We start from the raw sequence: 14,592 nt of genomic DNA, 5'->3' as shown, positions 1-14,592 counted from the left end.
TTTACTTCTTACCGTTACCACAACCGCGTGTCGCTGTTGCCGTGTCAGTGGAGGCGCAGTATAGACACTTCTCGTGCTCTGACAAGGGCTAATTTCAATTTTATTTCTGAGTGCGTATTTTTTCGGCGAATCGCATAGCAAACCAGCATAGCTGACGCTATTTCATCGCAACTGCCCCATTTTACCGCGCAGTACATCCTTTTTACCGATGAGCAACCGACTCGCGCATCATCAACTCTGGCGTTAATACCAGCACCGAGGGCTCAGTATCCGGATGTTCCAAACGGTATAACAGCGTATCGACCGCCAGTTCCCCCAATTCATCTTTAGGTTGATGAATGGTCGTTAGCGGCGGAGACATATAGCGCGCCAGTTCGATATCGTCATAGCCCACCACAGCCATATCCGTTGGAATAGACAATCCCGCCTGATAGAGCGCGTGATAAACCCCGACAGCCATCGCATCATTACTACAGAACACGGCATCCGGCCTTTTCGCCAGCGACAGCAGTTTACGCATCGCCTGATATCCGGTTTCAAACTCAAAATCACCTAACACCACGTAATCATCAGGAACGGGCAAACCCGCACGCTGCATCGCCTGCCGATAGCCTAACAGTCGGTTATAGGCCGTTGTTTTATCTTGTGGGCCAGCGATACAGGCGATATTACGGTAACCGCTGTCGATCAGATGGCGGGTTGCAATATCTCCGCCAAGCAGGGAATTGTCCTTGATAACATCACTCACGCCTTCAAACGGCGACCAGTCCATCATCACCAGAGGAATTGACGGGTAACGACTAATGGTTTCCGAGGAAGGGCGGTGGTTCTCGGTACACATCAGTAGCAAGCCATCAACCCGCTTTTGCATCAAGGTTTCCAGGCTACGGTCCAGCCGATTATGGTCGCCTTCGGTATTGCACAGGATCAGGCTATACCCGCGCTCGTAGCAACTGCGCTCAACGCCTCGCACCACTTCAGCATAAAACGGGTTACTACTGGCCGTTAGCAACATACCGATAGTTTGCGTCTGATTGATCTTCAAACTGCGCGCCAGCGCAGACGGTGCGTAGTTGAGAGACTCCACCGCCGCCAATACCCGATCACGCACCGTATCGCTAACGAAGCGATTGTTATTGATTACATGTGAAACCGTTGACGTCGACACGCCCGCCAGGCGAGCAACATCCTTCATTGTGGCCACGTATCACCCCTGGGAGTGTAAAAATGCGTCGATCTCATTGCGCCACGGCACGGAAGGTTGAGCGCCAGAGCGAGTTACCGCAATGGCAGCGGCAGCATGAGCAAATTTCACTGCTGTTTGCATCGGTTGATTTTCCAGAAGTGCTGTTACCAGCGCACCATTAAAGGTATCACCCGCTGCAATCGTATCTACGGCCTGAACCCGGAAACCGGGAATACGCTGACCTTGTCCATCTTCACTCAGCCACACGCCCCGGCTACCCAGCGTAATCAGCACGGTAGTAATGCCTTTATTATGCAATATTTGTGCTGCCTGTGCGGCATCTTGCTCATTCTGCACGGTAACACCGGTAAGACGCTGCGCTTCCGTTTCATTCGGCGTGATCATATCCACCAGCGCCAACAGCTCATCCGGCAAGTCACAGGCAGGAGCCGGGTTTAAAATGACACGCGTTTGATGCTGATGCGCCAACTGTGCAGCGGCAATAACGGTCTCCAACGGAGACTCGAGCTGCATTAGCAAGGCAGAAGCATCAACAATCTTTTGACGGTGGCGCGCCAGAACATTGGGAGTGATCGCGGCATTGGCACCCGCGTTAATACCAATCATATTCTCAGCGTCGCCATTGACAAAAATCAGCGCAACGCCCGTGGTTTCATCGGCAACGGTTTCAACGGCAGAAACGTCTATCTGGTCACGAGACAACTGCTCGCGAATACGGGCACCAATGTCATCCTCACCCACGCCAGCGATAAAGGCGATATCGGCACCGCTGCGCCCGGCTGCAACCGCCTGATTAGCACCTTTCCCCCCAAAAGCGACCTGATATTGCTTACCGATCACCGTTTCGCCCGGTTGAGGGAAGTGTGCCAGATTGAGGATATGGTCGGCATTAATACTGCCCAATACCACGAGTTTGCCCGTTTTCATAAAAATCGCCCCAAAAGTGATTAAAAAGCGCCGCCTTGTTCCGGCGGCGCTGCTTATCGTTGTTATGCGTTATTCTTTGGCAACCAGTTTTAGATCAACCGGGATAATCGCCTGTACTTTTTCACCCTTGATGACCTTGTCAGCGGTTTGCACGCCAATTTCACCAATTTTTTCAGGACGTTGTGCAACCGTGGCGGCCAGTTTTCCGCCCTCTACGGCTTTTACACCATCCTGTGTGCCATCAAATCCGACCACAATCACGTCAGTTTTACCCGCAGTTTGCAGAGCACGCAGCGCACCCAGTGCCATTTCATCGTTTTGTGCGAACACCGCTTTTACATCAGGGTGTGCGGTGAGCAGGTTCTGCATTACGTTCAGCCCTTTGGTACGATCGAAATCGGCGGGCTGGCTGGCCAGCATGACAAATTTGTTTTTCTCAGCGGATTTCATGAAGCCGGCTCCGCGCTCACGGGCAGCAGAGGTTCCGGCGATACCTTCCAACTGAATCACCTTGGCACCTTCACCCAATTTTTTCGCGATGAAATCACCGGCGACTTTACCGCCGAAGGCGTTGTCAGACGCCACATGGCTCACAACCGTGCCGCTGCCCGCCACGCGGTCCAGGGTAATCACCGGAATGTTGGCCTGATTTGCCAGTTTCACCGCGTTACCTACGGCATCTGAGTCTGTCGGGTTGATCAGCAGCAGCTTGGCACCGCGCACGGTCAGATCCTGAACGTTGGAGAGCTCTTTCGCCGGGTTGTTTTGCGAATCCAGCACCACCAGGTTGTAGCCTAACTTATCAGCTTCTTTTTGCGCGCCGTCTTTCAATGACACGAAGAACGGGTTATTCAGGGTAGAAACCACCAATGCTATTGACTCTTTCGCCAACGCATTGGCGCTCACCGTGGCACTTAATGCAACAGCAGAAACCAGCGTAGCCAGTTTTTTCATATTCATAATCCAATTCCTATGCGTGAGAATGAAGGTTATTTACTGCTTTTGTTATCTACCAAAACCGCCAGCAAAATAACGGCTGCCTTAACGATCATTTGGTAGTAAGAAGAAACACCTAACAGGTTCAGTCCATTGTTGAGGAACCCAAGAATCAGCGCGCCGATGAGCGTGCCGACAATGCGCCCTTTACCGCCCGCCAAACTGGTTCCGCCCAGCACTACTGCTGCAATCGCATCCAGTTCATACCCCGTGCCCGCCGTCGGTTGAGCCGATGACAAACGCGCGACTTCGATAATCCCAGCCAGTGCGGACAACAACCCACATAAGGCGTAGACGATAATTTTGACTTTATCGACGCTGATGCCCGACAAGCGCGTCGCCGCTTCATTGCCGCCCAGCGCATAGATATAACGCCCGAGCCGCGTGTGGTGCAGCATGTACCAGGCAGCGATAAAAACGATAACCATCAGCCAGATCGGTGTAGGAATCCCCAGAGGGCGGCCAATACCAAACCAGCCAAAGGCATCCGCAACGTCAGAAAAACCGGTGTTGATCGGGCTGCCGTTGGTGTAGACCATGGTGACGCCGCGCAGCAGCAGCATCATCACCAGCGTGGCGATAAACGCCTGAACTTTCCCTTTGGCGACAATAATGCCGGTGCCCGCACCAATTGCCGCACCGAGCGCCAACGCGCCAAACACCGCCAGCAGCGCATTCACTTCCAGGCCAACAATCGATGCCGCCACCGCGCCGGTCAGCGCCAGCAGCGATCCAACCGATAAATCGATACCCGATGTCAGAATAACCAGCGTCATTCCTACCGCCATAATGGCGTTCACGGAGGTCTGTTGCAGGATATTGAACAGGTTGTTGACCGTGAAAAAGTTAGGGCTCATGGACGAGACCACTGCGATCAGGATCAGCAGGGCAATCAGCGACTTTTGCTCCAACAGCCACTCTTTACTGAACCAGCGCTTTGCCGTGATAGATTCGGAACTCATGTCTGACTTACTCCTGCTTTACGCTATATTGCTTGCCAACCGCCGCCGCCATCAGCACTTCCTGAGTGGCTTGCTCAATGGAGAATTCACCGCTCAAGCGGCCTTCATGCATCACCAAAATGCGATCGCTCATACCGAGTACTTCTGGCATTTCGGATGACACCAAAATGATGCTGAGGCCTTCCTGCTTGAACTGGTTGATTAACTGGTAGATCTCTTTCTTGGCTCCCACATCGACGCCGCGAGTAGGTTCATCAAGAATCAGCACTTTCGGCCGCGTCATTAGCCCGCGAGCAATCGCGACCTTCTGCTGATTACCGCCGGACAATAGGCCAATCGGCTGCGCCATTGAGGGGGTTTTGATATTGAACAAACGGATAAAATCACTGACGGCGGTACGTTCGTCTTCATGTTTGAGCGCACCAAAACCACGGCTGAAATAACGCAATGCCGTCAGTGACATGTTCTCTTTGACGGACATCCCCAACACCAGGCCATCGCGTTTGCGATCTTCGGAGATGTAAACGATGCCGTTTGCCAGCCCATCCTGCGGACTGCGCGTCACCACCTCACGGCCATCTAACGCCACGTCACCGCGCGTGCGAGGAAGTGCGCCATACAGGATCTTCATCAGTTCGGTACGCCCTGCACCCATCAGGCCGGATACACCGAGAATTTCCCCCTGCCGTAAGGTAAAGCTGACGCCTTCAACACCCGGCCCTGTCAGGTCTTTAACGCTCAAGCGAATATCGCCTGGCACGGTATTCAAGCGCGGATACTGCTCTTCCAGCTTGCGCCCCACCATCATTTCAATGAGCTGTTCTTCATGCAGCTGGTTGACCGGACGCTCACCGATAAACTGACCGTCGCGCAGCACGGTCACGTCATCGCAAATCTCGAAGATCTCTTTCAGGCGGTGGGAGATATAGACGATGCCGCAGCCCTGCGCGGTCAGTTCCTTAATCACGGTGAATAAGGAGGCGGTTTCGGTATCCGTCAGTGCATCCGTGGGTTCATCCATGATGATCACTTTGGATTGAAAGCTCAGCACCTTGGCAATCTCGACCATTTGCTGGTCACCAATCGACAACTCGCCCACCAGTCGGCGGCTGTTGTAGCGCAGGTTAAGCTTTTTCAGCAGCTTATCTGCCTCGGCGTACATCTTTTGCCAATCAATACGCCCCAATACTCCGGTAAACTCTCGGCCAAGAAAAATATTTTCGGCAATCGTCAGTTGAGGAATCAGGTTAAGTTCCTGGTGAATAATACCGATACCCGCGTGCTGGGACGATTTTGGCCCATTAAAGGCAACCTCCTGTCCAACGAAGCGAACATTGCCGGCATCTTTGCGGTAAATACCGGTGAGCACCTTCATCAGGGTAGATTTCCCGGCGCCATTCTCGCCCACCAGCGCCATCACCTTGCCGGGATAGACATTCAGGGCAGCACCGGACAGCGCTTTTACACCGGGAAAGGTTTTTACTATTCCCTGCAACTGTAATAAAGGTTCCATCTCGGCCTCAGAAGGTTACGCCAGCACACAAAATAATATTGGCATAGGGCGAACATTCACCGCTGCGAAAAACGGCCCTGCTCTGCCCGCTTTGCGTCTTGAATGCCTCATGACTGACATAGTGCAACGCAATAGAATTTCCCTGGTGTTGTTCAAGCTGTTGCAAATGCTCACGAATAGCTTCATGGAGCACCGGGTTCTTCTCGATAATCTCTTGCGCAACAATCGCCGCTTCCACCTGCATCTCCTGCGTAATCACGCTCAGCACCTGTATAAAGGTAGGCACATTGTGTGTTAACGCCAGATCTACACGGGCGGTGGTGTCAGGAATAGGTAACCCTGCATCACACACCACGACTTGGTCAGTGTGCCCAAGGCGGGCAATCACGCTCGAGACTTCGGAATTGAGTAATACGCCTTTTTTCATTATGTCACTCGTTTTGATAACGACAGCGAAACGTTTCGCTTGTAGTAAAGTTTAAGAAAAAGTCCTGATAAAGCAAAAAAGAGTTTGCGGAATTGTGATCGTCATCGAAACGTTTCGCTATCACAAAAAAGAGGCATAAGAAAAACATTAGGTTAGAAAATAGCCGTTGACCACAGGTGTCAGGAGGTTGATCGCAATCACAAATGAAAAACAAACAATGAAACCAGATAGTTCATTTATTAAAACAGCGTTTCTTTTTTCGTATGATTCACCTCACTTCCTTATGCTCACATCACCTTACTCACAATTTAAACAATAACGGCACTCTGACGCCTGCCGAAAATCTCTGGTTTGTTAACAAGGACTCTAACGATGAAAAACCTATCCCTCTCTGTGGCAGCCCTCTGCTGTATGGCCGCGCTCGCCACTCAGGCGCACAGCGCCGATCGTTTGACTATCGTAAAACAGTATGCCGATACCGTACTGGATAAAGCGGGCGACCATTATCATGGCACCCAACCTTCACCGTTATTGGCAAGCGGTGTCGATCCGCGCACCGGGAAACAGCTTGAGTGGGTTTTCCCCGATGGACGCACTGCGGTACTCTCCAATTTTTCCGCGCAGCAAAACTTTATGCGCGTACTGGTTGGCCTCTCTAACCTGACGGGCGATGAACGTTATCAACAGCGCGCCAAAACCAGCGTGCGTTACTATTTCGAGCGCTATCAGGATAAAAGCGGCCTGCTGATTTGGGGGGGACACCGTTTTGTCGATTTGAAAACGCTTCAGCCCGAAGGGCCGAGTGAGAAAGAGTTGGTGCATGAGCTGAAAAATGCCTATCCCTTCTACGAATTGATGTTTGCCGTGGATAAACCGGCTACGGTTCGCTTCATTCGTGCGTTCTGGAATGCCCACGTTTATGACTGGCAAATCCTGGAAACCAGCCGCCACGGTCAGTACGGTAAGGAGATAGGTAAACTGTGGGATAACAGCTTTACCCAGCAACCGCCGTTCTTCGCCACCAAAGGGCTGAGTTTTCTTAACGCCGGTAATGATCTGATCTATTCCGCTTCCCTGCTCTATAAAAATAACCATGAAGCCGGCGCACTGCTGTGGGCAAAACGGCTGGCGGAGCAGTATGTGTTGCCGCGCGATAAAAAAACCGGACTGGGCGTTTACCAGTTCACGCAGGCATTAAAACGCGCTGAAACCAGCGATGACAGCGACACCAACTCCAAATACGGTGACCGCGCTCAACGTCAGTTCGGACCAGAATTTGGGCCTGCTGCGCTGGAAGGCAATATGATGCTGAAGGGTCGCACCAGCACGCTCTATTCCGAGAATGCGCTGATGCAGCTACAACTGGCGAAAGAGTTGGGTAAAGACGGCGATGATATCAAGAAATGGACGCTGGACGGCCTGAAAGCGTTTGCCAAATACGCCTATGACGAAAGCAACAACACCTTCCGTCCGATGCTGGCCAACGGCACCGATCTCTCCAACTACACGCTACCGCGCGATGGTTACTACGGTAAGAAAGGCACGGTACTGAAAGCCTACCCGGCCAGCAGTGATTTCTTGCTGTCCTACGCCCGCGCCTATACGCTGGAGAAGGATGCTGAACTGTGGAAAGTGGCGCGCGGTATCGCCAAGGGATTGGATCTGGGGGATATCGGCGCAGCACCGGGTAAAGGCGTCAGCGTCAATGTCAGCACCAAGAACAGCGACCCGTATGCTATTTTTGCGCTGATCGATCTGTGGCAGGCAACGCAGGATAAAACCTATCTGACGGTAGCCGAAAAAGTGGCCGACAACATCGTCAGCAATAATCTGCACAACGGCTTCTTTATGAACTCCGCCAAATATCAATATGCGTCGATTGATAGCATCGATCCCTACGCGCTGTTGGCACTGGAAGCTACGCTGAAGAATAAACCACAGGCCGTTGCCCCGTTCCTGAACGGTTCCGGCTTTACCGAGGGAGCTTATCGCATGCCGGACGGCAGCGCTCGCGTCTCCACCCGTGATGATGAGCTGTTTGCCCTCAAGGAAGGGGAAACCTTAAAATCGAACGGTAAATAGTCACCCAAAATGACGCCCTCGGTTTCGAGGGCGTCGAGGTTGCTAACAAACTGCCCTATACCCACCATCATTCCCTGCCTACAGCCCGTCATTCCCGCGCAGGCGGGAATCTCCTACAGAGTAAACGCGTTCCTTCTGACTGAGATCCCCGGCTTTCGCCGAGGATGACGAGGGGGAAAGTGACTTTGTCATCAGCCTGGTCATACACTAAATCTCCACCTGAATCCCCAGCTCTATCAGCCGGTTCGGCGGTATCTCAAACTGATCGGCCGCACGCAACGCATTACGACTCAACATCATAAACACCTTGCCGCGCACCCGCAGATACCAGGGCCGTTTGCCCATGGTCAGCGATTCATTGGACATGAAAAACGATGTTTCCATCATCTGGCAAGCTAATCCCTCCTGCCAGCAGCGGTGAAATACCTCTTCCACGTTGGGCGTTTCTCGCCAGCCATAGTTGGCAATCACGCGCCAGAAGGTGGGAGAGAGCTGTTCAACCGTAACGCGCTGCACGTTATGCACATAGGGAACCGCTTCTGTGCGCATGGTCAGCAGCACCACCCTTTCATGCAACACTTTGTTGTGCTTGAGGTTGTGCAGTAATGCAAACGGGATGACGTGCGTGGCGCGCGAGAGATAGACCGCGGTACCAGGCACCCGCGTCGGCTGATTTTTCTCTAGCGAAACAATCATCGCATCCAGTGAATTACCATGTTCATGCAGACGGCGCAGTAAACGGAAACGCTCGCTCTTCCAGGTCGTCATAATGGTGAACATGATTAATCCCAGCGCCAGCGGCAACCAGCCACCGGAGAGGATCTTGACCACGTTGGCAAGAAACAGCGGAATATCAATCAACAGCATGGCTACCAGCAATATTGACACCAGATAGCGGTGCCAGTGCCAGTTTTTTACCGCCACGGTCGCGGAGAGAATGCTGGTCAGCACCATGGTCCCGGTCACCGCAATACCGTAAGCCGCCGCCAGATTGCCAGAATGCTCAAAGCTGACGATGACAATCACTACCGCCGTATACAGCAGCCAGTTTATCGCCGGAATATAAATCTGCCCGGATTCCATGTCTGACGTATGCACAATGCGCATCGGCGGCAGATACCCCAGACGCACCGCCTGACGCGTCAGCGAAAATACGCCGGAGATAACCGCCTGAGAGGCGATGATGGTCGCCAGCGTTGCCAGGATCAGCAGCGGAATCAACGCCCAGTCGGGAGCCAGTAAAAAGAAGGGGTTTTTGATGGCTTCTGGGTTACGCAGCAGCAACGCGCCCTGACCAAAATAGTTGAGCACCAACGACGGCAACACCACGGTGAACCACGCTAAGCGAATAGGGAATTTTCCAAAGTGCCCCATATCTGCGTAAAGCGCTTCCACCCCGGTGATCGCCAACACCACGGCACCCAGCGCGAAGAAAGAGATAAACTTGTATTCGATAAAGAAACGCACGGCGTAAACCGGGTTCAATGCCTGAAGCACCTGCGGCGTTTCCATCACGCTGCGCACGCCCAGCACCGCCAGCGTCAAAAACCAAATCAGCATCACCGGCGCAAACAGCTTGCCCACACTGCTGGTGCCGTGCTTCTGAATGGCGAACAGCAAGGTCAGCACAATCACCGACATTGGCACAATGTAGCTATCCAGCTCAGGCGCAGCAATCTCAATCCCTTCCATCGCGGAAAGCACCGACATCGCCGGGGTGATCACCACCTCACCATAAAAGAATCCGCCGCCAATCAGCCCCATGATCACCACGATGGAGGTCATGCGATCGCTGGTGTGGCGTCCGGCCAGTGACATCAGGGTCAAAATCCCCCCTTCCCCGGCGTTATCGGCCCGCATCACATAGGAGAGATACTTGAGCGACACCACCAGCACCAGCAGCCAGAAGATCAGCGAGAGAAAACCAAATACCGAATGCTGCTCGACGCCAAATCCAAACTGTCCGGAAAGGCATTCCCTTAATGTATAAAGCGGGCTGGTGCCGATATCCCCGTACACCACGCCAATAGCTGCCAAGGTAATGGCAGGAAGCGATTGCTTATGCTCTGAGCTCATAGCGCCTATCTTCTGTTGTTTTCACTTTGCGACTTCCGCTGTTTTCACTGCGTGGAGAGCAACGCGTTTTTCGTAGACTTCGCCCGAAAGCGCACAGTATGCATATATTCATGCAAAAACCCATCCCTTCACGCCGTATCGAAACATCCAGAAATAAACTGGTTTATTGATTAACATAGCCAAAGATGGCAATAATCGACGCAGATACGATTAAAAAAAATCTGTGATCTGCCGTATATTATTGCATCGTCGTTGATGACTTCATCTCTTGTCACCTTGTTTTGCGTCATCAGAGTAAAAACGGATCTCTTATGCTTCAATCAGCCTCTTTGGCCGATCGTATTACGCGCCTCAGCCAAGCTCTTGAACACGGCCTGTATGAACGTCAGCACGCGATTCGCCTGTGCCTGCTCGCCGCGCTCAGCGGCGAAAGCGTGTTTTTGCTGGGGCCGCCGGGCATCGCCAAGAGCATGATCGCGCGTCGCCTGAAGTTCGCTTTTCGTGACGCCCGCGCGTTCGAATACCTGATGACACGCTTCTCTACCCCGGAAGAAGTGTTTGGCCCGCTGTCGATTCAGGCGCTAAAAGATGAAGGGCGCTATCAGCGTCTTACCGGCGGCTACCTGCCGGAGGCGGAAATCGTCTTTCTGGATGAAATCTGGAAAGCCGGTCCGGCCATTCTCAATACCCTGCTGACAGCCATCAATGAACGGCGCTTTCGCAACGGCAGCCATGAAGAAACCATCCCCATGCGGCTGTTGGTTACCGCCTCCAATGAGCTGCCCGAATCAGACAGCAGCTTAGAAGCACTCTATGACCGCATGCTGATTCGCCTGTGGTTGGATAAAGTGCAGGAAAAACAAAACTTCCGCGCATTGCTAACCCACAACGGTAGCGATCGTGACAACCCGGTGCCACCGTCACTGAGCGTCAGCGACGAAGAGTATCAGGCATGGCAAAGCGCCATCGATCGCATCGCCTTGCCGGATGCCTGCTTTGAACTGATTTATGCGCTGCGCCAACAGTTGAATACCACAGACAACGCGCCGTACGTCTCCGATCGACGCTGGAAGAAAGCGCTGCGACTGCTGCAAGCCTGTGCGTTCTTCTCTGGCCGTGAAAGCATTGTTCCGCTCGATGTCATCTTGCTGAAAGATTGCCTGTGGCATGATAGGGATTCACAGACGCTGGTGGAGCAGCACACCGAGCAGCTCGTCACTGCGCACGCCTATCAGCAACAGGCACTGCTGTTCCGCTTGCAGCAATTAAACGTGAAACGGCAGCAATATCAGCAGCAACAAAGCGAGTTGCAGGCGATCACGGTCGAAAAGCAGGGGGCATTCCTCAGCCGTAAAGCCCACTACCTGCTGCCAGCAACGCTGAATAAAGAGACGCTGACCGTGGTGTTGCAGCGTCCGTTGGTACTGAATAATATTGATGTGACACATATCGTGTTAGAAAAAAACGCCTTGCAGTCATGGCTGCAAAAAGGCGGAGAAGGCGAAATCAGGGGAAAACTCAACGGCATCGGGTTTACCCAGCACCTCGATATGTACGTGGATGACCACCTTCATCTTGCGGTGCGCGATATCAGCCTACAGACCACCATTCTTTCTTTACCTGAAAAACGAGACTGTACCTTACCGACAGAACTTACTGATGAATATGAGAAATTGCGTCAACAACTGCGCGAGCAGCGACGTCTGTTTCACCACCATCAACCGTGTTTGTTCATCCCTGCCGACTGGCTGGCAAAAATAGAAGACAGCCTGCAACAGGTCGACGAACAGATACAGCTCTCGTTACAGGATTGATCGAATGTTGACGTTGGAATCGCTGGAAATGCTGTTGTCCATTGACGAAAACGAGCTCTTGGACGACCTGGTTATCGCGCTGTTGGCGACGCCACAGCTCACGACCTTTCTTGAACAGCACCCAAGAATGAAAGCGGCGCTGCTGCACGATCTGCCCGAGTGGAAAGCGTCGCTCAAGCAGCGTCTGCGTGCCACCGTGGCACCGGCCGATCTGGAGCGGGAATTTACCTGCTATCAAAATACTCAGGCCATCGACAATCTGACCTTTCAGTCACGCATTCCGCGTATCGTTGATACGCTGCAAACGGTGGACTCGCCTTTTCTTCCTCAGGCTAACAAGCTGATCGCACATGCAGAACCGACGCTTGGGCAGCGATTTAGCAACGCCTTCCACGCGCTGTTCTTGCAGCGCTGGAAAATGAGCCTCTCTTTGCAAACGGTCTCCTTGCACCACCAATTGATGGAAGCAGAAAAAGAGATCCTGCTCGATGAATTACAACAGCGGCTAACGCTGACCGGCAAACTGGAAGCCGTACTGGCGGAGAACGAAACAGCCGCCGGACGCTTATGGGATCTCAGCGCGGGAAAATTGATAAAAACCGAGCTGCAAACCCTGATTAACTTCGGTGATTTTCTGCAAAAACAGCCGTCACTACAGCGCCTGGCCGAGCGTTTAGGTCGCAGTAGGGAAACCAAATCCATTCTCTCTACCGAAGCACCGCGCGAAGCGTTTCGCGTCATGGTGCGCGAAACGGATACGGTGCCAGAGCAAGTGGATGGCATCCATCAAAGCGATGATATTCTGCGCCTGCTCCCCGCAGAGCTCGCCGCTATGGGCATTAAAGAGCTGGAATACGAATTCTACCGTCGCTTGTTGGAACGGCGGTTGCTGACCTATCGGTTGCAGGGGGAAAGCTGGCACGAAAAGGTGATTGAGCGCCCGGTTTCGCATCAGCAAAACGAACAGCAGCCCAGAGGGCCTTTTATTGTCTGCGTCGATACCTCAGGGTCGATGGGCGGTTTCAATGAACGCTGCGCCAAAGCCTTCTGCCTGGCACTGATGCGCGTCGCCCTCGCCGATAATCGCCGTTGCTACATCATGCTGTTTGCCACCGACATCGTGCGCTATGAGTTAACTGCCGTCACCGGTATCGAACAGGCCACGCGCTTTCTCGGCCAATCATTTCGTGGCGGCACCGATATGGCAGCCTGTATGTCAGCGTTGCTGGACAAGCTGGAAGATGATGTGTGGCACGATGCCGATGCGGTGATGATTTCTGATTTCATCGCTCAGCGCTTGCCTGAAGAGACCGTACAACGCGTTCGGCAACGACAGCAGCAACATCACCATCGTTTTCATGCCGTCGCGATGTCACAACATGGAAAACCCGGCATCCTGCACATCTTTGACCATATCTGGCACGTGGATACCGGGTTAAAAGGACGTTTACTGCGGCGGTTGCGCCACGCCTGAGCGTAGCGCCATCGAAATCCCCATAGCGTTACAGCAACGCAGGCACGGACTCTCTGACCGGCTGTGGCCACACACCGCACTGAACCTGACCAATATGCGCCAGTTGCAGCAATAACATCACCAAACGAGACTGACCGATACCGCCGCCGATGGTTTGCGGCATGTCACCACGCAGCAGCGCCTGATGCCACTCCAGAGCCAGACGATCGATATCACCCGTCAGCGTCAATTGACGTTGAAGCGCATCAGCATCCACACGAATCCCCATGGAAGAGAGCTCAAAGGCATCGCCTAACGCCGGGTTCCACACCAGGATATCGCCGTTCAGTCCTTTCAGACCCTGTTCACCCGCTGACGACCAGTCATCATAATCTGGCGCACGCACATCGTGACGCTCACCGTGGGACAACGCCCCGCCAATGCCGATCAGGAATACCGCGCCCAGCTCTTTGGCAATGGCGCGTTCGCGCCCTTTGGCATCCAGTTCAGGATAACGCTTGAGCAGCGTATCGCTGTGGACAAAATGAATGGTTTCCGGCAGGAAAGGCGTCAGGCCAAACTGGCTACTGACCTCTGCTTCGGTGCTTTTGATTGCCTGATAAATGTGGTTAACGGTGGATTTCAAATAGTCGATGGAACGTTCGCCATCTCCCATCACGCGTTCCCAATCCCACTGATCGACATAAACAGAGTGGATCGGGCTTAAACGATCTTCATCCGGGCGCAGCGCCTTCATGTGGGTGTAGATCCCTTCCCCGGCGCTAAAGTCATATTCCCCCAAGGTTTTACGCTTCCATTTCGCCAGGGAGTGCACCACTTCAAACGTGGCATCAGGCAACGCCTTCACGTGTACCTGCACCGCTTTCTCGCTGCCAGAGAGGTTATCCTGAGTGCCATCGCCCACGCGGCTGAGAATCGGGGCCTGAACTTCAATCAGACCCAACTTCTGCGCCAGCTGTGCGGAGAAAAAGGATTTCACAAACGCGATTTGTTGTTGTTTTTCGATATAGCTCTTTTTCATTTACCCATGTCCGTCGTCACTGTCTATTGTGCAATTAAGCAATAGAATGGCGGTGAAACTCAATAATCCAGCAAAGAAACAGGCATCATGGTT

11 protein-coding genes are annotated in these 14,592 nt (G+C 53.0%); 3 read left to right on the top strand and 8 right to left on the bottom strand.

All coding sequences use genetic code 11. The features are described 5' to 3' along the window. Window positions 1-202: 202 nt before the first annotated feature. The 6 genes from rbsR to rbsD all read right to left on the bottom strand — a co-directional run bounded on the left by rbsR (window position 203) and on the right by rbsD (window position 6,032). On the bottom strand, window positions 203-1,204 hold the full coding sequence (rbsR, locus tag J5067_RS18410) for a ribose operon transcriptional repressor RbsR (protein WP_264651725.1): 1,002 nt from the start codon (window positions 1,202-1,204) through the stop codon (window positions 203-205). Window positions 1,205-1,207: 3 nt separating this feature from the next. Beyond that, window positions 1,208-2,134: a ribokinase gene (gene rbsK / locus J5067_RS18405; RefSeq protein ID WP_264651724.1), complete on the bottom strand. Its 927-nt coding sequence runs from the start codon at window positions 2,132-2,134 to the stop codon at window positions 1,208-1,210. Between the two features lie 69 nt (window positions 2,135-2,203). Next, window positions 2,204-3,094 carry a ribose ABC transporter substrate-binding protein RbsB gene (gene rbsB / locus J5067_RS18400; protein WP_264645304.1) on the bottom strand — a complete coding sequence of 297 codons (891 nt, stop codon included), beginning with the start codon at window positions 3,092-3,094 and terminating at the stop codon, window positions 2,204-2,206. A gap of 29 nt (window positions 3,095-3,123) precedes the next feature. Then, on the bottom strand, window positions 3,124-4,092 hold the full coding sequence (gene rbsC / locus J5067_RS18395; protein WP_264645303.1) for a ribose ABC transporter permease: 969 nt from the start codon (window positions 4,090-4,092) through the stop codon (window positions 3,124-3,126). Between the two features lie 7 nt (window positions 4,093-4,099). Then, the gene (gene rbsA, locus J5067_RS18390; protein WP_264651723.1) at window positions 4,100-5,605 is read right to left on the bottom strand and encodes a ribose ABC transporter ATP-binding protein RbsA; all 1,506 of its coding nucleotides are present in this window, start codon (window positions 5,603-5,605) and stop codon (window positions 4,100-4,102) included. 7 nt (window positions 5,606-5,612) lie between these two features. Next, window positions 5,613-6,032, bottom strand: coding sequence for a D-ribose pyranase (gene rbsD / locus J5067_RS18385; protein WP_264645301.1), 420 nt, complete (start codon window positions 6,030-6,032; stop codon window positions 5,613-5,615). A gap of 411 nt (window positions 6,033-6,443) precedes the next feature. On the opposite strand from rbsD, the gene J5067_RS18380 reads away from it, so the two are divergent. Beyond that, window positions 6,444-8,114, top strand: coding sequence for a pectate lyase (locus tag J5067_RS18380; RefSeq protein WP_264645320.1), 1,671 nt, complete (start codon window positions 6,444-6,446; stop codon window positions 8,112-8,114). 207 nt (window positions 8,115-8,321) lie between these two features. On the opposite strand, the gene kup is transcribed toward J5067_RS18380, so the two are convergent. Then, window positions 8,322-10,190 (bottom strand): low affinity potassium transporter Kup, encoded by a 1,869-nt coding sequence (gene kup / locus J5067_RS18375; RefSeq protein ID WP_264651722.1) that lies wholly within the window; start codon window positions 10,188-10,190, stop codon window positions 8,322-8,324. A gap of 311 nt (window positions 10,191-10,501) precedes the next feature. On the opposite strand from kup, the gene ravA reads away from it, so the two are divergent. Next, window positions 10,502-12,004: an ATPase RavA gene (ravA, locus tag J5067_RS18370; protein ID WP_264645299.1), complete on the top strand. Its 1,503-nt coding sequence runs from the start codon at window positions 10,502-10,504 to the stop codon at window positions 12,002-12,004. 4 nt (window positions 12,005-12,008) lie between these two features. Then, window positions 12,009-13,478: an ATPase RavA stimulator ViaA gene (gene viaA, locus J5067_RS18365; RefSeq protein WP_264645298.1), complete on the top strand. Its 1,470-nt coding sequence runs from the start codon at window positions 12,009-12,011 to the stop codon at window positions 13,476-13,478. 28 nt (window positions 13,479-13,506) lie between these two features. Here the strand turns inward: viaA and asnA are convergent, their stop codons facing one another. Beyond that, window positions 13,507-14,499, bottom strand: a complete 993-nt coding sequence (gene asnA / locus J5067_RS18360; protein ID WP_264651721.1) for an aspartate--ammonia ligase — start codon at window positions 14,497-14,499, stop codon at window positions 13,507-13,509. Window positions 14,500-14,592 lie beyond the last annotated feature (93 nt).

Origin of the sequence: Candidatus Symbiopectobacterium sp. NZEC151 (assembly GCF_025962655.1) — a bacterium.
Classification (GTDB): domain Bacteria; phylum Pseudomonadota; class Gammaproteobacteria; order Enterobacterales; family Enterobacteriaceae; genus Symbiopectobacterium.
The sequence above is the reverse complement of the archived record's forward strand: the minus strand, read 5'-3'. Positions and strand labels throughout refer to the sequence as shown.

What these genes read in the sequence shown, in the direction of transcription:
- rbsC (WP_264645303.1), bottom strand. Translation starts at nt 4,092, where the DNA reads ATGAGTTCCGAATCTATCACGGCAAAGCGCTGGTTCAGTAAAGAGTGG.
- ravA (WP_264645299.1), top strand. Translation starts at nt 10,502, where the DNA reads ATGCTTCAATCAGCCTCTTTGGCCGATCGTATTACGCGCCTCAGCCAA.
- rbsB (WP_264645304.1), bottom strand. Translation starts at nt 3,094, where the DNA reads ATGAATATGAAAAAACTGGCTACGCTGGTTTCTGCTGTTGCATTAAGT.
- rbsK (WP_264651724.1), bottom strand. Translation starts at nt 2,134, where the DNA reads ATGAAAACGGGCAAACTCGTGGTATTGGGCAGTATTAATGCCGACCAT.
- rbsA (WP_264651723.1), bottom strand. Translation starts at nt 5,605, where the DNA reads ATGGAACCTTTATTACAGTTGCAGGGAATAGTAAAAACCTTTCCCGGT.
- rbsD (WP_264645301.1), bottom strand. Translation starts at nt 6,032, where the DNA reads ATGAAAAAAGGCGTATTACTCAATTCCGAAGTCTCGAGCGTGATTGCC.
- J5067_RS18380 (WP_264645320.1), top strand. Translation starts at nt 6,444, where the DNA reads ATGGCCGCGCTCGCCACTCAGGCGCACAGCGCCGATCGTTTGACTATC.
- kup (WP_264651722.1), bottom strand. Translation starts at nt 10,190, where the DNA reads ATGAGCTCAGAGCATAAGCAATCGCTTCCTGCCATTACCTTGGCAGCT.
- viaA (WP_264645298.1), top strand. Translation starts at nt 12,009, where the DNA reads ATGTTGACGTTGGAATCGCTGGAAATGCTGTTGTCCATTGACGAAAAC.
- asnA (WP_264651721.1), bottom strand. Translation starts at nt 14,499, where the DNA reads ATGAAAAAGAGCTATATCGAAAAACAACAACAAATCGCGTTTGTGAAA.